The 21,901-nt window shown below is 52.2% G+C and carries 18 protein-coding genes; 5 read left to right on the top strand and 13 right to left on the bottom strand.

What is annotated here, in order from left to right; all coding sequences use genetic code 11:
* Window positions 1-6 precede the first annotated feature (6 nt).
* From J2Z18_RS15995 to J2Z18_RS15975, 5 genes are all read right to left on the bottom strand, one after another.
* The gene (locus tag J2Z18_RS15995; RefSeq protein WP_007127526.1) at window positions 7-888 is read right to left on the bottom strand and encodes a carbohydrate ABC transporter permease; all 882 of its coding nucleotides are present in this window, start codon (window positions 886-888) and stop codon (window positions 7-9) included.
* An 18-nt stretch (window positions 889-906) separates the two neighbouring features.
* Window positions 907-1,860, bottom strand: coding sequence for an ABC transporter permease (locus J2Z18_RS15990; RefSeq protein ID WP_007127525.1), 954 nt, complete (start codon window positions 1,858-1,860; stop codon window positions 907-909).
* An 88-nt stretch (window positions 1,861-1,948) separates the two neighbouring features.
* Entirely contained in the window at window positions 1,949-3,577 is a 1,629-nt protein-coding gene (locus tag J2Z18_RS15985; protein WP_007127524.1) for an extracellular solute-binding protein, read from the bottom strand.
* 266 nt (window positions 3,578-3,843) lie between these two features.
* The gene (locus J2Z18_RS15980) at window positions 3,844-6,135 is read right to left on the bottom strand and encodes an AraC family transcriptional regulator (RefSeq protein WP_186311159.1); all 2,292 of its coding nucleotides are present in this window, start codon (window positions 6,133-6,135) and stop codon (window positions 3,844-3,846) included.
* A 296-nt stretch (window positions 6,136-6,431) separates the two neighbouring features.
* Window positions 6,432-7,661, bottom strand: a complete 1,230-nt coding sequence (locus J2Z18_RS15975; RefSeq protein WP_007127522.1) for a DUF418 domain-containing protein — start codon at window positions 7,659-7,661, stop codon at window positions 6,432-6,434.
* A 194-nt stretch (window positions 7,662-7,855) separates the two neighbouring features.
* Between J2Z18_RS15975 and J2Z18_RS15970 the strand changes: the two genes are divergently transcribed.
* Window positions 7,856-8,554: a response regulator transcription factor gene (locus J2Z18_RS15970; protein ID WP_007127521.1), complete on the top strand. Its 699-nt coding sequence runs from the start codon at window positions 7,856-7,858 to the stop codon at window positions 8,552-8,554.
* Window positions 8,551-10,035 (top strand): sensor histidine kinase, encoded by a 1,485-nt coding sequence (locus J2Z18_RS15965; protein ID WP_144878841.1) that lies wholly within the window; start codon window positions 8,551-8,553, stop codon window positions 10,033-10,035. The genes J2Z18_RS15970 and J2Z18_RS15965 overlap by 4 nt, the downstream gene beginning before the upstream one ends.
* Before the next feature lie 83 nt (window positions 10,036-10,118).
* On the opposite strand, the gene J2Z18_RS15960 is transcribed toward J2Z18_RS15965, so the two are convergent.
* From J2Z18_RS15960 to J2Z18_RS15950, 3 genes are all read right to left on the bottom strand, one after another.
* A complete protein-coding gene (locus J2Z18_RS15960; protein WP_007127519.1) occupies window positions 10,119-10,562 on the bottom strand; it encodes a small multi-drug export protein in 444 nt (147 codons plus the stop codon).
* Between the two features lie 72 nt (window positions 10,563-10,634).
* Window positions 10,635-11,591 carry a 3'-5' exoribonuclease YhaM family protein gene (locus tag J2Z18_RS15955; protein ID WP_007127518.1) on the bottom strand — a complete coding sequence of 319 codons (957 nt, stop codon included), beginning with the start codon at window positions 11,589-11,591 and terminating at the stop codon, window positions 10,635-10,637.
* Between the two features lie 242 nt (window positions 11,592-11,833).
* A complete protein-coding gene (locus J2Z18_RS15950) occupies window positions 11,834-12,754 on the bottom strand; it encodes an aldo/keto reductase (protein WP_007127517.1) in 921 nt (306 codons plus the stop codon).
* 213 nt (window positions 12,755-12,967) lie between these two features.
* Between J2Z18_RS15950 and mgtE the strand changes: the two genes are divergently transcribed.
* Together mgtE and J2Z18_RS15940 are read left to right on the top strand one after the other, a co-directional pair.
* A complete protein-coding gene (gene mgtE / locus J2Z18_RS15945; RefSeq protein WP_144878842.1) occupies window positions 12,968-14,323 on the top strand; it encodes a magnesium transporter in 1,356 nt (451 codons plus the stop codon).
* A gap of 183 nt (window positions 14,324-14,506) precedes the next feature.
* On the top strand, window positions 14,507-15,499 hold the full coding sequence (locus J2Z18_RS15940) for a glycoside hydrolase family 43 protein (protein ID WP_210095001.1): 993 nt from the start codon (window positions 14,507-14,509) through the stop codon (window positions 15,497-15,499).
* Between the two features lie 126 nt (window positions 15,500-15,625).
* On the opposite strand, the gene J2Z18_RS15935 is transcribed toward J2Z18_RS15940, so the two are convergent.
* The 3 genes from J2Z18_RS15935 to J2Z18_RS15925 all read right to left on the bottom strand — a co-directional run bounded on the left by J2Z18_RS15935 (window position 15,626) and on the right by J2Z18_RS15925 (window position 17,255).
* Window positions 15,626-16,264: an SdpI family protein gene (locus J2Z18_RS15935; protein WP_007127514.1), complete on the bottom strand. Its 639-nt coding sequence runs from the start codon at window positions 16,262-16,264 to the stop codon at window positions 15,626-15,628.
* Window positions 16,248-16,532 carry an autorepressor SdpR family transcription factor gene (locus J2Z18_RS15930; protein ID WP_040737818.1) on the bottom strand — a complete coding sequence of 95 codons (285 nt, stop codon included), beginning with the start codon at window positions 16,530-16,532 and terminating at the stop codon, window positions 16,248-16,250. Before J2Z18_RS15930 ends, J2Z18_RS15935 begins: the two co-directional genes overlap by 17 nt.
* A 201-nt stretch (window positions 16,533-16,733) precedes the next feature.
* Window positions 16,734-17,255 (bottom strand): GNAT family N-acetyltransferase, encoded by a 522-nt coding sequence (locus J2Z18_RS15925; protein ID WP_007127512.1) that lies wholly within the window; start codon window positions 17,253-17,255, stop codon window positions 16,734-16,736.
* A 211-nt stretch (window positions 17,256-17,466) separates the two neighbouring features.
* Here J2Z18_RS15925 and J2Z18_RS15920 point away from each other — a divergent pair, with 211 nt between their 5' ends.
* Entirely contained in the window at window positions 17,467-18,627 is a 1,161-nt protein-coding gene (locus tag J2Z18_RS15920; protein WP_144871166.1) for a lyase family protein, read from the top strand.
* An 82-nt stretch (window positions 18,628-18,709) separates the two neighbouring features.
* Here J2Z18_RS15920 and rpoN read toward each other — a convergent pair whose 3' ends face one another.
* Window positions 18,710-20,020, bottom strand: coding sequence for an RNA polymerase factor sigma-54 (rpoN, locus tag J2Z18_RS15915; protein WP_245256031.1), 1,311 nt, complete (start codon window positions 20,018-20,020; stop codon window positions 18,710-18,712).
* Window positions 20,021-20,154: 134 nt separating this feature from the next.
* Complete coding sequence (gene pruA / locus J2Z18_RS15910; RefSeq protein ID WP_144878844.1) at window positions 20,155-21,702, bottom strand: L-glutamate gamma-semialdehyde dehydrogenase; 1,548 nt, start codon at window positions 21,700-21,702, stop codon at window positions 20,155-20,157.
* Window positions 21,703-21,901: the final 199 nt, after the last annotated feature.

Genomic DNA, 21,901 nt, shown 5'->3' with positions numbered 1-21,901 from the left:
CCCCTCCTATTCCTTAATCGCGCCGACCATGACGCCTTTGACGAAATATTTCTGCAAAAACGGATACAAGAACAGGATCGGCAGCGTTGCAACCATTACGGTTGCATACTTGATCGTCTGCGCCACGGGCATTCGGTCTCCCCCGCCAACCGAGGTCATCATGCTGTTCGTATCGTTCTGGACCAGAATCTCCCGCAAAATGAGCTGAAGCGGAAACAAATCCCGATCTCTCAAATAGATGAGCGCATCAAACCACTTATTCCAATGCCACACGCCATAGAACAGAATCATGACGGCCATCACCGGCATCGAGAGCGGGATGACCACCCGGCATAGAATCGTCCAGTCATTGGCCCCGTCGATGCGGGCCGCCTCCTCTAGCGATACCGGCACGCTTTGGAAAGCGGTCCGCATCACAATCAAATTCCAGGTGGTCATGGCACTCGGGATAATTAATGCCAAATAGGTATCCGTCAAGCCCAGTCCTTGAACGATCAAATACTTGGGAATGAGGCCACCGTCAAAGAACATCGTCAACACGATCAATATCATGATCAAGCTGCCCCACATCACGTTCCGGCGGGATAGCCCGTAAGCCCCGAGCGCAGTCATCACCATATTAAGCGTCGTTCCTGCGACGACATAGAACAACGTGTTCAGATAACTGTTTAGAATGTTCGGATTCTCAAACACCATTTTGTAGGAATCCAAGGAAAATCCGGCCGGCCACCACAAAATCCCCCGGTGCTGCACGAACTGGTTCGGATCGCTGATCGAAGCGAACAGCACGTAAACGATCGGGTACAGCGTAACGGCCGACAAGGTGAACAGCAGAACGACATTGGTTATATCAAACGCATGCTCGCCAAAGCTTTTTTTATGCACCATGCTGTCTGCCTCCTTCTACTACCACAGCTTCGTATCGGAATAGCGTTTGCTGATATAATTCGCTCCCAGCAGCAGCGCCATGTTAATGAGCGAATTAAACATGCCCACGGCTGCGGCGTAGCTGTAGCTCGCCTCCAATATCCCCTTGCGGTACACGTATGTGCCGATGACATCCGCCGTTTCGTACGTGGACGGATTGTACATCAACAGAATCTTCTCATCCTGTAAGACCATGAAGCTGCCGATCCGCAAGATGAACAAAATGATCACCGTCGGCATGATGCCGGGCAGCGTAATGCGGAGCATCTGCTTCCAGCGGCCGGCTCCGTCCACTTTAGCAGCCTCGTAAAGAGAAGGGTCGATGTTCGAGATTGCCGCCAGATATATGATCGAGCCCCAACCGACGCCCTGCCAAATCGCCGAAGTCGTAAAGAGCGTCCGGAACCATTCCGGCAGCCGCAGAAACGGGACCCCTTTCCCTCCAAAAAACTGGATGATCTGATTGATCAGTCCGTCCGTCGACATGAAATCGACCATCATCCCCACCACGACCACGACGGAAATAAAGTGGGGGATATAGGTGATGGATTGCACGGTCCGCTTAAAGAAGCGGCTTCGCACTTCATTTAGCATAAGCGCCAATAGGATGGAGGCGGGAAACACGAAGATCAGGTCATATAAGCCGAGTAACACCGTATTTCGCAATACCCGCTCAAAGAAAAAGCCGGTGAAAAAATCCTGAAAATGCTGAAAGCCTACCCATTCGCTATGCCAGATGCCTTTGCCCGGAGAAAAGTTCTTGAAGGCGATCTGAAGCCCGTACAGCGGCCCGTAATGAAAGATGGCATAAAAAGCCACGACGGGCAGCAGCATGAGGTAAATCAACCGATTGCGCTTGAAATCCTTCCTGACTCTTACGCCGAAGGGTTGGCTGATTCGGGCGGATGCTGCATCCTTCCTGCCTAACTCCACAGTTGTCCCTCCTTTATGCTATTTGCTAAGGTTGACCGGAGCCCATATATCGGTGCGGTCCCGGCTTCTTGATTCAAACAAGTCATTGTTAACGGCTGTTATAGCGGTCCAGCGCGGCCTGCTGAATGGCGACGGCCTCTTCGATTCCCATGCCTTTAATCGTTTCGACGAAGGCTTCGAATTGGTCGATCGGCTCCACGCCCATGATAAATTTGTTCAGCATTTCGTCGTAGTAGGTTTTCACATCGTTCATGATGGATGCGTACCGGGCCGATTCCTCTTCGTTCGGGGAAATGACCGGCATCAAGCGGTCGTTCTTGGCATTCATCCAGGCTTCGATGGCCGACGCTTGCTGCGGCAGCGAGGAATACTGCTCCATATACCTGCGATCCTGGACGAACGGACCGGAGTATCCGGCCATCGCATACTGCGCCAAGGCCTGCGCAATCGGAAGACTATCGTTTTTCGTGATTTGCTCGGTATACGTCGGGTACCCGTCAACCATCTCGTAGCTTTCTCCCTCGATGCCGAAGTTGAACAGCAGTGATCCTTCCTCCCCGTACTTGTAATCAAGCCATTTGACGGTGGCCTCCGGGTTCTGGTTTTTGGATGTGATGGCGGCGCCGTACCCCGTAAACGGAGAATCCTTCTGGCCCAGCGGCGGCGTCTCCCCCTTCTTCAAGGCCACGTTCGGCGCGCCGGCAAGATCAAAGCCGCCGCCCTTCCCTTCCATCATCTGCAGATAGCGGCCGATGCCGCTGCCCGTATAGCCGGTGAAGGCGCCCAGCGTGTTGTTCGTAATTTTGGCGTCCCACAGATTGGAGTCTCCTGAGAGATAATCCGGGTCGATCAGGCCTTCGGCATACCACCGGCTCATCGTTTGCAAAAATTCCTTGAATTCCGGCTGGATCGGACCGTATTTTACGACCCCGTCCACTTGGTAAAAGGAGTCGGTGATCCCCCATGCCCCCAGAAACGCCTTATTCATAGAGAGCTGACCCGGATCCAGGCGAAGCGGGATTTCATCGGCCTGTCCGTTCCCGTTCGGATCGTCGTTCTTGAAAGCGGTCAGAACCGTATGCCACTCTTCGATCGTTTCCGGCATGCCAAGTCCCAGCTTGTCCAGCCAATCCTGGCGGATGATCAGCCCGTTGTAGGTCAACAGGTAGTCGTCGCCCCGCAGAAACGGAAACACGTATATATTTCCGTCGTCCGAAGTAATCATTTTGCGATACTCCGGATTTTCGTCGAGCACCTTCTTTAAATTCGGGGCATGCTGATCAATAAGCTCATTGAGGCGAATCAGGGTGCCGTCTCCAATCAGCTTGTCGGGACCGCCCGAAACGGCGGACCAGTTGTGCTCGATCACGTCGGGCAGATCGCCGGACGATACCATGATGTTGAAGGAGTCCTGCTCCGATCCTGCCGGAGGGTGCTGGAACTGCACCTTGGTTCCCGTCATTTCCTCCAGCTTTTGATATGCCTTGATCTCACCGGCATTTTGAAGGGTTGCGGAAGCGTTGGAATTCAACGTTACCCAGTACGTCAGACTTTCCGGATAGCCGACCTCCTTCGGCGTCCCTTCCTGCTGCGTCTTGGCCGGATCGGCTTCGCCGTTTTGGTCGGAATCAGATTTGCCTCCACCTCCGCTGCAGCCCGTTAATGCCAATACAAATGACATTATTAGGGAAACAAATATGACATTTCGGTTTTTCATTTTAACTATTCCCCCTCCTCGTGTTCATCCTGCGAATATCGCTCCCCTTATCGGGTTCTCCTTGAATTTTAGGGAATGGTCGCGCTTTCGTACATTGCCAAAATTTCTAATACCGTTTACATTTCTTCAGAATGAAGACGCAATTTTTAATATTTCGTTTACAATGTTTACGAAATCGTTCTATAACCTTCACGTTATGTGATATTTATTAACTCACATGTAACAAATTAGAGTGCATAAACAGAAAACAAGCAGTTGCTAGACAACTACTTGTTTTCAACCAATGTTTTGTATTTCCCCGGCGTGATCCCTTCATGCTTTTTGAATACGCGGATGAATCCGACATCATTGTTGTATCCGACGAGGCGGGCGATTTGAGAAATGGTAATATCCGGGTCGTTCATCAGTTCCTTGGCCTTTCGAATGCGGATCTGGGCGAGATAGTCCGACATGTTCATGCCGCTGCTCTTCTTGAACAGCCCGGACAGATACTGAGGCGTAATGTGAAAATGCTCCGCAACCGCGGCCAGGCTCAGCATGGCGTCATCCGCGTTCTGCTCCAAATAGGCCTTGGCCTTATCCACGACCGCCGATGCATTGTTTACACGTTTCTTTCGCACCTGCTCGCAAACTTGTTGAAAGAGCGACAGCACAAAGGCATACATGTCCTCGACGCTATCCGCTTTGTTGATGACCTCCAGCGGTTTCAGCCCGGGTTCGAACAGATCCTCGTATTTTAGATTCAGGGCGTTCAAAAGCTTGAGCAGCGTGCTGAGCAGATTGGCGAACAGCAGTCTCGCCAGCTCCGGCTCCTTATGCTCCATCTCTAAATTGCTGCGGTATAGGTTTCCAATTAGCTGCTCGACCTTTTCCGTTTCCCCGTTCTTCACCGCGTGAATGATCTGAACCTCGGTGTCCACCGGGAAATCGTAGACCAGTCCCGACCTGTGCTTCATATCATCGTAGACGAGCACGGACCGGTTCTCCGTGAAAATGGAATAATCCAGCGCTTTCATGCTTTCGTCCATACATACGGGGACCTGTTCCATGCCCGGGTGGAGATCGCTCAAGGCAACGATCACGCCGGTCTCGAACTGCCCGCTGATCAGTTCCTGAATATTCCCCAGCCATTCGTACAGCGATGCTTTTTGATGGTGATCCTTCTCGGAAACATTGAGTACGACGGCAACCAGATCCTTGTCCAGCTCCACGCAATGAAAACAGTAAAGCGGGTGGTCTTCCACGAGCTTCCCTGTCAGAAAACGCATGATCGCCCAGACCCTCTCCGTCTTCTCCTGTTCCTCCGCTCCCATTCCGCACAGCTTGATCAACGCGACGCCAAAGTAAGCATGCCTGAACCCGATCTCCATGAATTCCAGCGAATGGTCCGATACCGCTTGGGCATCCACATGACCTTTCAGCAGCCGCTGCAGGAAGTGGGAGCGGATGACGGGCACCTGCTCCTTGAGCCTGTCGTTTATTGCATCCTTCTGGACAAAAGCATCCTTCACGGCAGTCTTGATGAATTCGTATTCGTTGCCGTAAGCGGAAGGGCTCGGCTGCTTTTTTTCCGAAATCAATCGGATGATTTCCCGCACCGGCTGATACGCCCGATAGGTTAAGAAGGCGCAGGCGCCGATCCCCCCGAATAAATAGATGAACAGCACGCTGAGCGCCCAGTTTTTGACGGTCCCTACTTTTCCCCAAAATACCTCATCCGGCACAGCGGACACATACTCCCACCCGCTGCGCGCGGAATGAGCCGACACGCTGATCGTGCTCGGATTCCCCTCCTGCATTGTCATAAGGCTCTCGCCGCTTCCCGTATGCAGCAAAACCTGCCCTTCAGCGTTCTTAATATAGATCGTCCCTTGATTCGACCGGGTGATTTCCTCCAGCCATGTATGAATTTGCCGTTTATCGATTAACATCACCAAGGCGCCTTCGGGAGCGCGTCTCTCGCCCGACGGCAACGAGTGAACATAGGTCAGCATTTCCGTTTTATCATTGGGCCGGCCGATGGGTTCCACCGGAAGAAATGAATTATAATGAGGAGCATTCAATATTTGGTCCTTCCACTGCTCATACGTCATGCCATTGTATGCGTAAAGCCTCGAATAGAACAAATGGGCACTCGTTTTCAGACCCGGCGTCAGAACGATGTCGCTGTTCCGGAAGTAGATGTACAGTTCGCGGACAAAGCTGTTGTTGTTTTTGTACCGCTGTATTTCCTCCATGAAATTGTAGAAGGCATAGTTCTCTTTGCCGTTCGTTATGCCATCCATGCTTAAAAGCGCTTTCATATCTGGATGGGACGTAATGTTGCGTGAAAGCTGGTACATCTCCTCTAGTTTGCTGTCAACAATCTGCTGCGCCTGCTGAATCAAAGCCTGGTTCAGCTTATTCGCGTTATCTACCATGACGCCCTCGATTCGATTATAGACTGCGGCAAAAACAAGCCCCGGAAAAAGCAAGATCAATAAGTACGACAGCAGCAAAGTCATAAACACTCTTCTGCGCATGAATCGTCTGTCACGCATCATTGCCGATCCTGCCATATCCCTCCACCTCCATCGTGTTATACCTAGCATCATAACGCAATCCTTTCAGGATCGCACAACTCATCTTAAATATTGATAATGCACTTTCAAATTATATAATACGATTTTCATGCTTAAACGAGCCTTCTGTCCTGTATACGGCTCCCTCTTGTTCCGATTAGCAAGAGCGGCAGTCAAACCGCCTCGAAGTCATTGAAGAGACTTCATGGGAACCCCCTCTAGCTTCGTATGGTCAAAAAAAGAGACTCCCGCCGCGAGGGACGAGGAGTCGTAAAATAACCCTGTTAAAGATTTTATAAGGTGCCGCGTTGCTGCCGGGGATGCGATACGTCTTGCCCGCTCCGCTTTACAGGGTTCCCCCAATAGGTGACCAGCCGCCACACATATTCCAATGGCCCGATTGGAAACCGTCTTAGCCACCATATACTGAACGCCGTTTGCAGGGCGAAGATGAACAACGCCAGCAGCATTTGCGCCGCGGGCGCGACCTTGCCGAACCACCCGAGCCCGTAGCCGTAGAAGATCAAACCGCAGATGACGGATTGAAGCAAATAATTGGTAAACGCCATTTTTCCCGGGCGGGATAGTGCATTCAGCACGTTATTCCAGCGGCTGTTCTGGTATAAACGGGCGAATGCACCGATATAGGCCAGCGTCACCAGCGGCGCCCCCACGAACAGGGAGACCGCTTCGACCCAGGTCGGAAGCCCTTTTGCCAGCGACATCATCACTTGAAGCGGAAAACCGATGAGCGCCCCGAGCAAAATCAGTCTTGCTATAATCTTACGGTTTCCGTCCGCATCATGAAGAATCCGCTGTTTGCAGAAGTAAGCGCCCAGCAGGAACATCCCGAGAATTTGCGGATAAAAGACAAGCATGTTGAACAACGAGGCGATGTAATCATTGATGCGCTGAGCCGTGATCTGAAAAAACGTGCCCTCGCCGTAAATGGCCGCATCGCGTTCTTGAAAGTAAATCCCCATCCGATAGGCATCCGCTTGGCTTATCGGCTCGAACGCTTGGCTTCCGGCGCCGGGTGACAGCAGGCTGGCTCCCGTCAGCAGGACCGGAACAACCAGGAGCAGCGCCACCGACCAGATCAGCAGCGTACGCGGCTTACAGCGGTGAAACAGCAGCAGTACAAACCCCAGAATGGCGTAATGTGTCAGGATGTCGCCATACCAGATCAGCAGGCCGTGCAGCAGCCCGAACACCAGCAAGGCCAACAGCCTGCGCGTGTATATGCGATGAAACCGGCCTCCTTTCCTCCGGCTGCTCTCCTGCATTAACACCATGCCGAAGCCGAACAGAAAAGAAAAAATCAAGATGAATTTCCCGTCGATCAAAATGCCGCGCAGCAGCATCAGTCCTTGATCCAGCCATCCGTTCCATAATTCGACGCCGAAGGAGATCGTCTGGAGCGAGGTCGTAAAGAACGTAATATTGACTAAAAATATGCCGAATAACGCCAATCCCCTCAAACTGTCGATCTTCGTCAAGCGTTGTTGCGAATTCCTGTCCATTCATTTCCCTCCTTACCCATGTATTCCAAGGTTAAGGTACAATGATAAAGAATCTATAAAGTCCGCTATCCCGTTGCCGGATCTATGATTTTGGTTCAACGAACGGGGGATTCTTTATTCTTTCTTTAGAAAATTGATATAGACTATGAAGATCCTGATTCTCGCAGGTTTAGCGATTGGAGGAAAACAACGACATGAACCGATTAAACGAGACGATTCTGCTTGTCGACGACGAAGAGGACATCGTCTCATTTATACGCGACGCGCTTGAGCTCGACGGCTACCAAGTGCTGACTGCAGCGAGCGGGCAGGAGGCGCTGAGCCTATGTAAGCTTGAGCCTTCCTTGATCATCCTGGACGTAATGATGCCCGATATGAACGGCTTTGAGGTATGCCGCGTGCTCCGGGAAACGATGACCTGCCCGATCGTCTTTTTGAGCGCAAGCCAGAGCGAGGTAGACCGCATTCGGGGCTTGGCAGCCGGAGGGGACGATTATTTACTGAAGCCGTTCAGCATGGCTGAGCTGAAAGCGAGAGTTCACGCCCATCTCCGCCGGGAGCAGCGGATCCGCACGCAGAAGGAGCAGGGCATCCTCCGCTTTCCGCCTTTAACGGTCGATTGCCTCGGCCGAACCGTAACCTGCCGGGGGCAGGAGATCGTTTTGACGAACAAGGAATTCATGATTCTTGAGCTCCTCGCCATGCATCAGGGACAGGTTTTTACACGGGAGCAAATCTACGAGAAGCTGTGGGGATATGACGCAGAGGGCGATGACGCCACCATCACGGAGCATGTCAAAAAAATCCGCTCCAAGCTGGCCGCTGTATCCGAAGAAAGAACCTATATTCAAACCGTATGGGGCATCGGCTATAAATGGGAAGTGAAATCATGAAGGCGCGGTCAATCAAAAGCACCTTCGCCCGTCATTTCGCCTCCATCCTAACCTGCAGTTTGCTCGCAACGCTTGCAACGTGGGGGCTGCTTATAATTCTTCTCAACTATTTGTTCAACCAAGGCGTCCTGCTTCCGGCTAATCACTATGAAGCACAGATCCCTGCCATCTCTGAGTATGCGCGTACAAACGGCGAATCGATCATGAGCGGTCAGGGACAGGCTGAGCTTAAGCGACTCATCCCTTCCGAGGGGTTATCCTATAAGGTCATGGCTTTATCAGGCGAACCCTTGTACGGAAATCTCACGCTGGAGAAGGAGCACACCCAGCAGGACTTGGTGTCCCGATTAAATAAAACGGAAAGCGGCGTCAACCAAATCATTCAGAACATTCCGGTCCTATCGGACCGTGGCGAGCTGCTCGGAGCGCTGCTGGTCGGCTATTCGTTAAAGGTAAGCGCGGCGGATCCCTCGTTTAACCCGTTCATTCCTCTTGGAATGTTGGTTTTTTTCCTGACTCCGTTCCTATTCATCACCATCTTCACTTACCTGTTCGGCCGGCGGTTTAGCCGGAGCATCGGCGGGCCGCTTAAGCAGCTGCTTCAGGGAGCGGAACGGATTAAGGCCCGTGATTTGCAATTCGCCATGGACGGAAACTCTTCGGTGATCGAGGTCAACCAGCTGGCACACGCATTCGAGGACATGCGCAGGGAGCTTGCTCGCTCCATCGAGCGGGAATGGCAATTGGAGCAGGAGCGAAGCACGATGCTTGCCGCGCTGGCCCACGACCTGCGCACGCCGCTGACGATTATTCAGGGCCACGCCGAAAACTTGGAGCGGATGATCGGGGAGGAGCATGAGGAGAAACGGAACCGGTACGTTCAGGTGATCAAGCGCAATACATCGCGTGCCACGAATCTTTTGCAGGACATGAACGCGATCACCGAAATGGAACAGGTATCCTTTCGCTTGAATCCGGTTGCACTCGACATCGGGGAATTCATGGATGAGAAAAAAGCCGAATACGAGTCCTTATGCCATCATAAGAGCATCTCATTCCGAACGGAATTCAAGGATGAACGGACCGCCAAGGTTCCCGTCGTCTTCGATCCCGGTCGGATCATCCAAGTGCTGGACAATCTGATCGGGAACAGTATCCGGCATACGCCTGAAAACGGGACCATCATATGGCGTGTGGAAATTGCAGATACGCAGATCACGATGGAGGTTGCGGATAACGGCACCGGATTCGCCGAGCAACACCTGGAGCAGGTGTTCAAGCCGTTCTATCAAGGATCCGTCCGCTCCGCCAGGCTAAAGGGCCACTCGGGGCTTGGCCTGTATATCGCCAAGCTGCTGGTTGGGCATCATGGCGGGAATATATCGGCCGGCAACCGGGTGAACGGCGGAGCCGTCATCCGGTTCTCCCTGCCGCTCGGAGGACTGCAGCCCTCCGGCGTACAGCAAAAGGACATCTCCTAAATCCGTACGGATTCTTGGGAAGATGTCCTTCTTCTTTCTTTTTTTAATAGGAAAATAGGATTTAAACGCTCTGCTAAAAAACGTTAGTTTGGATTGAAAATAGCCTCGATTCCGAGTTGAGTAAGGATGCCTACAATCGTTCCATATATCGCGATGCCTATGGCTGATGCTAAAAAAAGCCGCTTTCGATCCATGCCGATCATTTTTCCCGCAACTCCAATTCCCCATGAACCTAATAAAGGCGTTGCAATCAGAACGAGCGCAAATCCTCCGTTATTCAATTTTTTGCAGGCGTTGGAGCTTGCCAGTTTCATGAAATAGGTTTTAACTTTATCGAATTTGGTGAGCCAGTCATAAGAATAAGAAATAAACGGAATCACGAAAAAATTCCCGAGCCAGCACCAGAACACGGAAGAAACGATATCCAGCCCTAAACCTTTGGCAGCCGGGACCGCTATGAAAATTTCCAGCATAGGGAAGAACCCCATAAACCATGCGATTGCTGCCAACCAAATATAGTTGAGCAAAATGAAATCATCCCTTTATATCCTTCATCCCAAGCGATCATTTGATCACTTATAGCCCAAGTTGAGGGTTGGCTAGACCTTAAGCCGGTAGATCGCTTTATTGTCCAGCCCTCGTACCATCGGCGTCCACGGCTCGCTCTCGGCCGTCGTATCGAGCGCATCCTCTACCATCTGCAGCTTGGCGTCCAGCAGGTCGATATGATGAAGCGCGACCGCTTCGGCGGTCTGCGGCTGAACCGGGCTTCCCCACTCTCCCAGATTATGATGGGACAGGACCAAATGCTGCAATCCAAGAACGACCTCGGATTCGAGCGGAATATGATGCGCGACGGCGGCTTCGACGATCCAGTTGGACGCCAGGACGATATGTCCGATCAGCTTGCCTTGATTGCTGTAGTCCGTCACGATCCCCATCTGTGCAATCATCTCTTCGGGTTTCGCGATATCATGCAGAATGATGCCGGCCTTGATGAAATCCGGCTTCAGGAAAGGCCGCTGCCTGCAGATGAAATCGCCAATCTCGAGCATGCGCACAATATGGTAGGCCAAACCGGCAAAATAGGCGTGGTGATAGGTCTTGGCAGCCGGATAATGCATCAGCTTCTCCTCCACCTTATCCACGCAATACTGCACGATCAGCTTGACTTCCGGATTCGAAATATCCTGGATTGCCAGCTTGATCGTATGCAGCAAATCAATGGGCCGTATGGGTGCAGCCCTGACAAAATCAGTGATCGATACCCCGTCCTCCTCGGTCGCTTTGCGAATCCGGCTGATTTTTACCTGAGGCTGATCCCGGTAGCTGAGGACAGTCCCCCGGATTTTGACCAGCTGCATCGGAAAGAACGTTTCCTTATCCTGAATCGACACGTCCCAATACTTGGCTGATATCTGGCCGCTCGAATCCGACAGGATGATGTCGAAATAGTCCTTCGGCGGCGTGCCGTTCGTTTGCCTGAGATTGAGCTCCTTCAATAAGTAAAATCCAACAAATTCGTCTTGTACGCTAAGTTGATTAATGGGCTTCATCTGGTTCCTCCCCGAAAATCTCGAGCTATATAAGATAACATAACTATAGCAAAATCTGTCGGTTAGCGTCTATCATCCCGTACTAGTCCCTCCAAAATGAATAGATTTATATACGAGCTGCGGGGGATGAATCCAGCAAAAAACACGCCTTTTCAGGCGTGTTTTTGCTTGCTTACTACCGGATCAACAAGTCACTTATCGCACCGTGACGGATCCGGTAATTCATATTCGATTTATCGTTATTATGATTTCCACGCTCCGGGATGATTGTCGCTGACCATATCCAGCTCTGCCGCTCTCGCATTCATCTCGACCTGCTCGACGCTCTTGCAGCCCGGAATGACACAGCTGACGGCCGGATGCTTCAAGCACCAGGCCAATGCCCATTCGGCCATTGGGACGCCCTCCGGCACTTCATTCCTATGAATCTCTTCCACAAGCTTCAGCTTGGCATTGATCTCGTCCTGATCACGGTTCTTGCGCACATTATCGCTGAATACCGTCCCCGGCTTGTACTTCCCGCTTAAGTACCCGCTTGCAAGCGGCACCCTCGCCAATACGCCGAGGTCCTGGCGTATGCATGATGGAAGAACCTCCTCCTCCGGCGCTTGATCGAGACGATTATAGACGACCTGAATGGCCTTGGCATTAAGCTCCTCGGCCTTGTCGGTTTGATACAGGTTCGTATTGCTTCCAATGGAAATTCCCAGATGACGTATCGTACCCGCCTGGACCTGCTTGTCCAGCATTGTCCACATATCGTCATTATTGAACACTGCATCGGAGCCGGAGTGAAATTGATACAGGTCGATGTAATCCGTACGCAGTGCTTTAAGGGATTCCTCGAGCTGAATCCGGATCTGCTTCGCATCCCAGGCTTCCTCCCAATGCTCGTGCCATCTATGACCAAACTTGGAGGCGATCACCCAATCCTCGCGGCGGTCACGCGACAAGAAATCACCGATAAATTTTTCGGACAAATGGTGCGGCCCGTAACATTCTGCAGTATCCAACAAATTAATACCGAGCTCCTTCGCACAGGTTAAGATGGCGTCGACTTCCTTTTGGTTGAAGTCCTTTCCCCAATCACCGCCAAATTGCCATGTTCCTACGCCGACTACCGATACCTTCAGTTCCGTTTTGCCGAGACGTCTGTACTTCATACCCTCACCCCTACTCATTAATTCGTGCGCCTATATTCTATTTGAATTTGAAACCGCTTGCAACTCCTGGCACGGACTCTCTCCCGGCAGTGGTCCTGTTTCTTTCGGCCGGTTGCTGCACCTGGACTGTTTAAGAACAAGTCGTGATGGTGAACCCTATAATACGTAATCTTTTCATTATCATCTGGATGGAATGAAAGGGGAATTCTTGTTGTGAATGCTCGAACGCTGGAGCAATGGATACCGGACATTAAAGAGAGCCTGAAAGCCAGTACCTCAACCGATTTTCAGAGAATCATCGATGAGTTTCTCCCCTATGATCTGGCAAGGATCCATAGCCAACTCAGCGATATGGAGCAAGCCCGCTTTCTGCAGTTTCTGAACGAGGAGCAGCTTGCCGATATGATTCAGGAGATGGAGCACGACCAGCAAATTGATGTTTTGGGTCGACTGGACCAAGAGAAAACCGCCCTCATCCTGGATCTCATGGACAATGACGATTTGGCCATTTTGCTCGATGAACTGTCACAAGAGCAAAAAGAAGAGCTGATGAGGGGCATGCGTGACGAGGAATCGCAATTCGTCCAGAACATCATGAAATTCCCGCCGGAAACAGCGGGACGCATCATGACCAACAGATATGTTTGGATCCCCCAGCACTATACCGTCTCCGATGTCGTACAGAAGCTGAAGGCCTTTGTCTCCATCGCCGAAACCATTAACTACTTGTATGTGATCGATCAGGAGCGGAAACTCGTTGGGGTCGTATCCTACCGCGCCCTCATCCTTGCGGAACCCGGTGAAACCATCGTAGAGATTATGAACGGCCGCGTGCTGTCCGTGCCTGTCGATGCGGATCAGGAGGAGGTTGCGCAGCTTATTCAAAAATATGACCTTGTAGCTATTCCGGTCGTTGAGGCAGACGGTACGCTGGTCGGGATCATTACCGTTGATGATATTCTCGACGTTATCGTCAGGGAAGCCGACGAGGATATTCAGAAGATGAATGCTACCGGAGGCAAATCCATCGATTTCCATACGAAGGCCGTTAACGCGGCTGCGCGGCGATTGCCTTGGCTGATTCTGCTGCTCTTCATCGGACTGATCTCGGGGACGATCATTTCCGTATTCGAGCAAACCCTTGAACAGGTTGTCGCCCTGGCCTTCTTCATGCCGATGATTGCCGGCATGACCGGGAACACGGGAACCCAGTCGCTGGCCGTCATCATTCGAGGCCTGGCAACGAAGGAGCTGTCCAGACCGGTTGTCGTCCGGCTGCTGGCTCGCGAGCTTAAGGTAGGCATAATGATCGGGGTGATCTGCGGCATTTTCATCGCAGTGATCGCGTACATCTGGCAGGGAAATTTATATCTGGGACTGGTTGTCGGCAGCTCGCTCATTGCTACGCTCATCGTCGGCACTATGGCCGGAACGGTCATACCGCTTATCCTGTTCAAGCTTCGCGTCGATCCGGCTGTCGCTTCGGGCCCGCTGATTACGACGATTAACGATATTTTGTCCCTGATCATCTATTTTGGCATCGCCACGCTGTTCCTGTCTTATCTTTAAAGATTAACCTCCCATTGGATTCTGCCTCGTCGCCAATGAGTCGGGACGATGATTCCTCCTTCTTCCGAGAAGATCTAAAATTTTTAGGTATAATACCTAATTTTCTTAGGTGTTCTGGATCCTTCGGCTTTGCTACAATTGATATAAACGCTTACATGCAATGAAATGAAGGAGGATGTCCAAATGACCAAGCCTGTACGGCCGAACGAGCCGATCGTAACCCATATCTACACAGCCGACCCTTCCGCCCATGTGTTTGAAGGGAAGCTTTATATTTATCCGTCCCATGATCTCGATCACGACAATACGTCCAATGATAACGGTGACCAATACGATATGGAGGACTACCATGTGTTCTCGCTGGAGGATGTGAATGCGCCTTGCGTGGATCACGGCGAGGTGCTTCATGTCAAGGATGTGCCTTGGGCGCAAAAGCAGATGTGGGCACCGGATGCCGCATTCAAAAACGACACGTATTACTTATACTTTCCGGCCAGGGATCACGAGGGGATTTTCCGGATCGGCGTAGCCACCAGCTCCTCCCCTTCCGGACCGTTTACGCCGGAGCCGAACTATATTCCGGGCAGCTTCAGCATTGATCCCGCCGTATTCGTTGACGATGACAACCGGGCTTATATGTATTTCGGAGGTCTATGGGGCGGCCAGCTGGAGAAATGGCAGACCGGCACATTCGTTCCGGATGCGGAAGGGCCGGCCGCCGATGCGCCGGCGTTAGGACCGCGCGTGGCCGAGCTTAGCGACGATATGCTGACATTCAAAGCCGCGCCGCAGGAAATTTCAATCGTTGACGAGAACAGGAAGCCGATTCCGGCAGGCGATGAAGACCGCAGATATTTCGAAGGCCCGTGGATGCATAAATACAACGGCACTTATTACTTGTCCTACTCGACAGGCTCCACCCACAAGATCGTATACGCGACGAGCCAAAGCCCGACTGGCCCGTTCGAGTACAAAGGAACGATCCTTACGCCGGTTCTCGGCTGGACGACCCATCATTCGATCGTGGAATTTAAAAATATATGGTACCTGTTCTATCATGACAGCTCCCTGTCCGGCGGTGCGGACAATAAGCGCAGCGTGAAGTTCACCGAGCTGAAGTACAACGAGGACGGAACCATTCAAACGATCGATCCTTACGGTAACGAAAACCGTTGACCGCAGGTTAACGAGCCATCCATTAACGATCGAGCCGTTTGCCGCTGGCCGGCACGCGGCGGATAAAAAATGGGATAAGCCCGGTTATTTCCGGTCTTATCCTATTTGCTTTTAAAATCCGTCGCTTTACACCCCTCTTTTATATAGGGAAAAAGAGTAAATTGCCGGTACAAAGACAATCAGCACGATAATCGGTAATGTGACATAGATTCCCTGGATATCCAGGAACGCCACTGCCATCAAGAGCAATCCGCCCACCATCCACACATACCCTGCAAAACGATGCGTCCGATTCCAGTTATCCTGACTGTTCAAGGTCCATGGAAGCTTGATGCCCACGGTATAATTCTGCTTGCTCTTCGGCAAGTAGTTTCCGATGATGACAAACAGCAACCCCACTAGTGCAGGCACGAAGGTATCAATCGGAATATCGGCGCCCATCGCTTTAAATAACGTGACAGGCGTCAGGATGCACGACAAAACGGGAATGGACCAATATCCGAACATTCTTAATGCAGGTGCTGCATTCATTCGCTTCGGATCGTGATTGAGCGCAACATTTACGATCACATTCATCACGGCCAACATGAGCGGCAGAACGAAGGCCGCAACCGCCTTCGATGCATAATTGTCGGGATTGCCGGCCGCATCCCAGTGAATGGCCAGCCGATCCGGCAGCCGATCGTACAGGGTGACCGACAAGATGATTGGCAGCAAGCACAGCAGCGTGGTCAAAATAAGCACGGATTTATTCTTTTTTTCCATCCTCTTTACCTCCATTGAACTGTGAGAACCACAGCATGATTTCCTCAATAACCGAAACATTGATTTCGTAGTAAATATAGTTCTTATATTTCGTTTCCGAGATAAGTCCCGCCTTCTTCAATTGGGACAGATGATACGAGATCGTTGCGCCCGTCATGTCAAAGTGCTGGCCGATTTCACCTGCCGACATCTTCCCTTTGCGGAGCATGATCAAGATTTCCCTCCTAACGGGATCTGACAGCGCCTTGAAGGTTTCCGGAAAACCCAATGTGCTTCACCTGTTTCTATTTAGAATTTCTTCTAAATACATTATCTCTCAGTTCGGAGCGGATTTCAAGATCTATTTAGAAATTTTTCTAAATTCAATTCAATATTCAATGCTTCGAAGTTTGAGGCAGCCCATGAAAAAAAAAAACGGGGCCGCCCCCCATCGTGCACCCCGCTTAGCTGTTTATCATTATAGAAAAATCTACTCCACGCGCTCTGAAAATACCTTCTCGAATACCGGGAAGCTGGCCGTTTTGCCCGGATAATTCACCTCGCCCCGCTCCTCGTAGCCAAGCCCGCGATACAGCTTCAATGCCGCCGTATTTTTGTTGTAGGTATCCAGCCGGATGCTGGTGTACCCTTCACGGACCGCATAGTTTTCGGCAAATTCAATCAGCTTGCGGGCAACCCCTTGGCCTTGCGCTTGTGGATCGACGGCAAGCCGATGCATCATCAGATGCGGCCCCTCCGTCTGCTTCCAATCGATCCTCCCGTACTGCTCATCCTGATGCTCATCCAGGACAACGATGCCAAGAATCCGCTCATTCCCTTCTGCTACGAACAGCGTCCCCCGCTGCAGATCCTCTCCGATCACGTCCCGGTTCGGATACTGCTCGTCCCATTGATCGCTTCCGCCTGCCTGCATGACTTTCACGCAGCGGGCGATCAGCGCCATAATCTCTTGCAGCTCGTCCCTGCGCCCTGTTCGAATTTCAATACTCATCTCATGCACCTACTATCGTGATTTTTCCATCAGTTTACTAAACATTGGGCAGGGATAGCAATTTGCTGGCGGATTAATATATGAGCGGTTGTCGGATTAATGAATGGACGAATGATTGAATGATCCGCTAAGGGTCAATCGATCGCTTGGCACGAAAATTGCTTGTATTCCCCATAAGAAATGACGACACAACATTTTCGAAAGGGATGAGATGATGATCAGAATTGAACGGGACAAGACCGGGCCGGTTGAGGTGCCGTCCCATGCCTACTACGGTGTCCAGACGATGCGGGCTGCCGGGCAATATCCGAAGGTGAATGCCCCCGTCCATGGCCAGTTTATTAAAGCTTTGGCCTGCGTCAAAAGTGCAGCAGTCCGTGCAGGTATCGATCAAGAGATCGTGCCCGGACGAATCGGAAATCTCATCATGAAGGCGGCCGATGAAATCAAGGAAGGAAAGCATTCGGAGCAGTTTATTGCAGGTTATATCCATGGTTCATCAAGCCATCTTTTGAATGTGAATTTAAACGAGGTGCTTGCCAACCGGGCACTGGAGCTGATGCTTGAGGATAAAGGAAACTACGACCTGATCGATCCGGACCTTCACGTAAACGGCCCTCATTCGGCCGACTGGATCCTTTCAACATCGCTGAATGTCGCCGCCCATCAGCTAACGCACAAGCTGGTCTCAGCCACCGAGGGACTAAAATATCGGTTATGGATGGCAAAAGAACGCCTCGAGGGACAGCGCCAGGGCAATTCCACGGATCCCGTTATGAACGTACCGGCGCGGCTGACCCGGACTTTCGGGGAATCCGCGAAGCAGCTGCAGCTGGATGCAGCACGGCTGGCCGAAGCCGCCTCCCGATTCAAGAGGATCCGTATCGATTCGGCACGGGATGCCGTCATGCCCCAAGCAAATCGCGAATTAACGGAGCGGACCGTCTCTTATTTGAGGCATATGACGCGCATTGAGTTTTTTGCGGCGAGCCGCTGGGACGCTTCATCCGGCAGCAAGAGCGTCTATGCAGACCTGTCATCGGTTCTGAAAACGTTGGCCGTAAATCTCTTCAAGCTCTGCAGCGATATTCGGAACGCCGCTTCCTTGAAAGGCTCGGCTACGAGCCCTGAGAGCCGCCGCTTCCATGAATCGGCCGGGTTTCTGCATCAGATCTGCGTTCTGGTTATCGGTTATGACCATATCATCAGCCTAGCGGAGGAGGCCGGAATACCGGACGAAGAAACCGTGCCTCCGATAATCTTCTATCATGTGCTGGAGTCGCTTGATATCATGATGAAAGGAATCGATTCGTTTGCGGGCTCGCTGACACAAGAGCAGGACGATGCCGATCCAGCGGGCATACGGCGGTAATGAGGCATCCGTTTTTCGCTTTAAGGAAGGCGGAGTCAAAATAAGGGTGCCCTCGGATACATCACTCCGAGGGCACCCTTTTCTATCTGCGTTTGCGAAAGGCGGAGGGCATAATCTGCATTTGCTCCCGATACTTCGCAACCGTTCTGCGCGACAGCCGGATTCCCTCCGCGCCCAGTACATCGGCAATATGCTGATCCGAGCAGGGACAGTTCTTATCTTCGTTGTCGATGAGCTCCTTGATTCGCGCTTTCACGCTTCGGGAGGATATCCCTCTCCCGCCAATGGTTGATAATCCGGTTGAGAAAAAATATTTCAAGGGAAGCACGCCGTGCGGCGTAAGCACAAATTTCCCCTGCACCGCCCGGCTGACGGTCGATTCATGCACATTCAGCTTGGCCGAGATCGTATTCATCTTCATCGGGGCAATGCCCCTGATTCCTTCTGCCAGAAACCTTCGCTGCTCCTCCATAATGGCCATCACGACCCTCATCAGCGTCCGGTTCCTCTTCTCCACGCTCCGAACCAACCAGCGTGCGGATCGGACGCAGACGTTCAAATATGAAGAGGCTTCGGCGGATCCCCGCAGCATCACCCAATCCCTGGAGGAGCTGTTAATGGAGAGCTTGGGGAGATTCGCCGGATGCATCGACACCGTGAAGCCATCCCCATGGCTTTCGACGATCGCATCCGGGATGATGTACTGCGTCTCTATTGCGGCAAACGCCAGCCCGGGACGCGGATTCAAGCCGCGAATATAATCCGATGCCGTCCTTGCCTTCTCCATCGGGATGTGCAAGGCCGCGGCAACCTTCCCCAGCTTCCCATTGGCCAGCTCAGGCAAGTACCGGTCTGCGATTTCATAGGCATACGGGGGAGCCGCTGAATCTCTCACGATCTGGAGCAGCAGGCATTCCCGTAAATCCCTGCAGCCGACCCCGGCCGGCTCCAATGATTGCAATGCCTCAAGCGCGGTCCGAAGGAGCTCCTCCGATATGCCTAGCTTTCGTCTAACTTCGATGACCGGGAGATCCAGATAGCCGCCATCATTTAAGTTGCCCGCCATAAATGCCGCAATTCGGTATACCTCCTTCGGGAGGGAGAGAAGACGCAGCTGGCTCCTCAGCCTTGACTCCAGCGTGTCCTGCGCCTGCCTTGCGTTCCGTAATGGGTCCAGCTCGTGCCCGTTGACGATTGCGGCCCTGCTGCTACGGCCGTACACGTCGAAATCCCGGCCGAATTCCAGTTCAAGGACCGGATTTTCGGCTTCCTGCTCCTGCAAGTACCGGATCAGGTCTTCGGCGGACATGGTTAATATATGAATCGATTGCTTCAGTTCAGGAGTTATTGCCAGCTTCGTGCTTTGGTCTTGCACCAATTGATAGCCCAGCAACAGGTTCTCCTCCTTCCGCAGGCTCTCTTCCAAGTCATGTAACTGCTCTCTCTTGACTATACTCAAAAACATTCCAATTGAACATCATGATGTGGTGTCTAATTTTTTAGACGATATGACCGGAGTTCATCTGCTTAGAAGCGCTCGGCTACCAGCTTCGCCTGGGTAAACAACAGCAGATAATCCCGGCCGCCGGCCTTCGAGTCCGTACCCGACATATTGAATCCGCCAAACGGATGCGTTCCGACCAATGCGCCAGTGCATTTGCGGTTGAAATACAGATTGCCGACGAAAAACTCGCGTCTTGCCTTCTCCAAATTCGCCCCGCTGCGCGAAATAACGGCTCCGGTTAAGCCATAATCCGTATTATTGGCGAACGCCAGCGCCTCATCGAAGGATTGCGCCTTCGTGAACGCAACCACCGGACCGAATATTTCTTCCCGCGAGATCCGGGCATTCGGGTCCACATCCGCAAAAATCGTAGGCTCGATAAAGAATCCGTTCGGATCTCCGGTGCCGCCCCCAAGAACCAGGCGACCTTCCTGTTTTCCGATTTCGATATACTCCTGAATTTTCAGATAAGCCTTCTCATCGATCACGGGACCTACATCCGTTCCGGCAGCCGAAGGCGCACCTATCGTGAGCCGGCTTGCCCGCTCCGCCACCCGCTCCAGGACGGTATCGTAGACCTTCTCATGGACGATGACTCTGGAACAAGCCGAGCACTTCTGGCCGGAGAAACCGAAGGCGGACAGCGTAATGGCGTCCACCGCCAGATCGAGATCGGCATCCTGGTCGACGATGATCGCATCCTTGCCGCCCATTTCCGCAACGACGCGTTTGATCCATTTCTGTCCAGGCTGGGTCTTCGCTGCCCGTTCGTTAATGCGGAGTCCTACATCGCGGGAACCCGTAAAGCTGACAAAACGGGTCAGCGGATGGTCAACAAGATAATCGCCGACCTCGCCGCCCGGTCCGGGTACAAAATTGACAACGCCCGCCGGCAGTCCCACCTCTTCGAGCAGCGCCATAAATTTCGCGGCGATGACAGGCGTCGGACTCGCCGGCTTCAAGACGACGGTATTCCCGGCAACAACGGCAGCCATCGTCATGCCTGCCATAATCGCCAGCGGAAAGTTCCATGGCGGAATGATGACGCCTACGCCTAAAGGCAGATAATACAGCTCGTTCTCTTCTTCCTGGCTGACCGTCAATGGCTGCGGCTGGCTGAGCCGCTGCATCTCGCGCCCGTAAAACTCCAGGAAATCGATCGCCTCCGCCGTTTCAACATCCGCTTCCACCCGGGTCTTCCCGGCCTCAATCGTCATCAAGGCGGAAAATTCATGTCTGCGCCGGCGCAAAATAGCCGCTGCACGGAACAAGTAACGCGCACGCTCACTCGGATCGGTCCGCTTCCAAGTCTCAAAAGCAGCCGCAGCGGCTTGGATGGCCTGCTCCGCATATTGTACGTCCGCCTGCGATACGATACCGACCACCTGAGCTTTATTTGCCGGATTAATGGAAGCGGCCTTGGTCTCCGTCATGATGCGCTCGCCTCCGATGATCAGCGGATACGCTTTGCCAAGCCCCGCCTCCGTCTGCTCGAGCACGCGGTCATATTCCGCATTGTTGCGCTCATCCTTGAAGTTGACAAACGACTCGTTCCTGAATTCGGTTCTCATAAACGTTAACCACCCTTTCACATGTGTTGTGGAATCGCCAAATCCTGTTCCACCGGTCTTATAGAGGTTGTTCAAAAAGTCCGCTTTTGATCACGAAGCGAATCAGGAAGCAGCTCGGCATCGAATCTTGAATTCAGCCGGGCCTTCCGGTGCTCACGTACCCAAAACGTACGCTCCGCTCCTCAGTCCCTAGCTTCAT

Origin of the sequence: Paenibacillus lactis, from assembly GCF_017873605.1 — a bacterium.
In the GTDB taxonomy this organism is placed as follows: domain Bacteria; phylum Bacillota; class Bacilli; order Paenibacillales; family Paenibacillaceae; genus Paenibacillus_AQ; species Paenibacillus_AQ lactis.
The sequence above is the reverse complement of the archived record's forward strand: the minus strand, read 5'-3'. Positions and strand labels throughout refer to the sequence as shown.

What these genes read in the sequence shown, in the direction of transcription:
- J2Z18_RS15955 (WP_007127518.1), bottom strand. Translation starts at nt 11,591, where the DNA reads ATGAAGCCCATTAATCAACTTAGCGTACAAGACGAATTTGTTGGATTT.
- J2Z18_RS15965 (WP_144878841.1), top strand. Translation starts at nt 8,551, where the DNA reads ATGAAGGCGCGGTCAATCAAAAGCACCTTCGCCCGTCATTTCGCCTCC.
- J2Z18_RS15920 (WP_144871166.1), top strand. Translation starts at nt 17,467, where the DNA reads ATGATGATCAGAATTGAACGGGACAAGACCGGGCCGGTTGAGGTGCCG.
- J2Z18_RS15975 (WP_007127522.1), bottom strand. Translation starts at nt 7,661, where the DNA reads ATGGACAGGAATTCGCAACAACGCTTGACGAAGATCGACAGTTTGAGG.
- J2Z18_RS15940 (WP_210095001.1), top strand. Translation starts at nt 14,507, where the DNA reads ATGACCAAGCCTGTACGGCCGAACGAGCCGATCGTAACCCATATCTAC.
- J2Z18_RS15995 (WP_007127526.1), bottom strand. Translation starts at nt 888, where the DNA reads ATGGTGCATAAAAAAAGCTTTGGCGAGCATGCGTTTGATATAACCAAT.
- pruA (WP_144878844.1), bottom strand. Translation starts at nt 21,702, where the DNA reads ATGAGAACCGAATTCAGGAACGAGTCGTTTGTCAACTTCAAGGATGAG.
- J2Z18_RS15925 (WP_007127512.1), bottom strand. Translation starts at nt 17,255, where the DNA reads ATGAGTATTGAAATTCGAACAGGGCGCAGGGACGAGCTGCAAGAGATT.
- J2Z18_RS15935 (WP_007127514.1), bottom strand. Translation starts at nt 16,264, where the DNA reads ATGGAAAAAAAGAATAAATCCGTGCTTATTTTGACCACGCTGCTGTGC.
- J2Z18_RS15970 (WP_007127521.1), top strand. Translation starts at nt 7,856, where the DNA reads ATGAACCGATTAAACGAGACGATTCTGCTTGTCGACGACGAAGAGGAC.
- J2Z18_RS15950 (WP_007127517.1), bottom strand. Translation starts at nt 12,754, where the DNA reads ATGAAGTACAGACGTCTCGGCAAAACGGAACTGAAGGTATCGGTAGTC.
- J2Z18_RS15985 (WP_007127524.1), bottom strand. Translation starts at nt 3,577, where the DNA reads ATGAAAAACCGAAATGTCATATTTGTTTCCCTAATAATGTCATTTGTA.
- J2Z18_RS15980 (WP_186311159.1), bottom strand. Translation starts at nt 6,135, where the DNA reads ATGGCAGGATCGGCAATGATGCGTGACAGACGATTCATGCGCAGAAGA.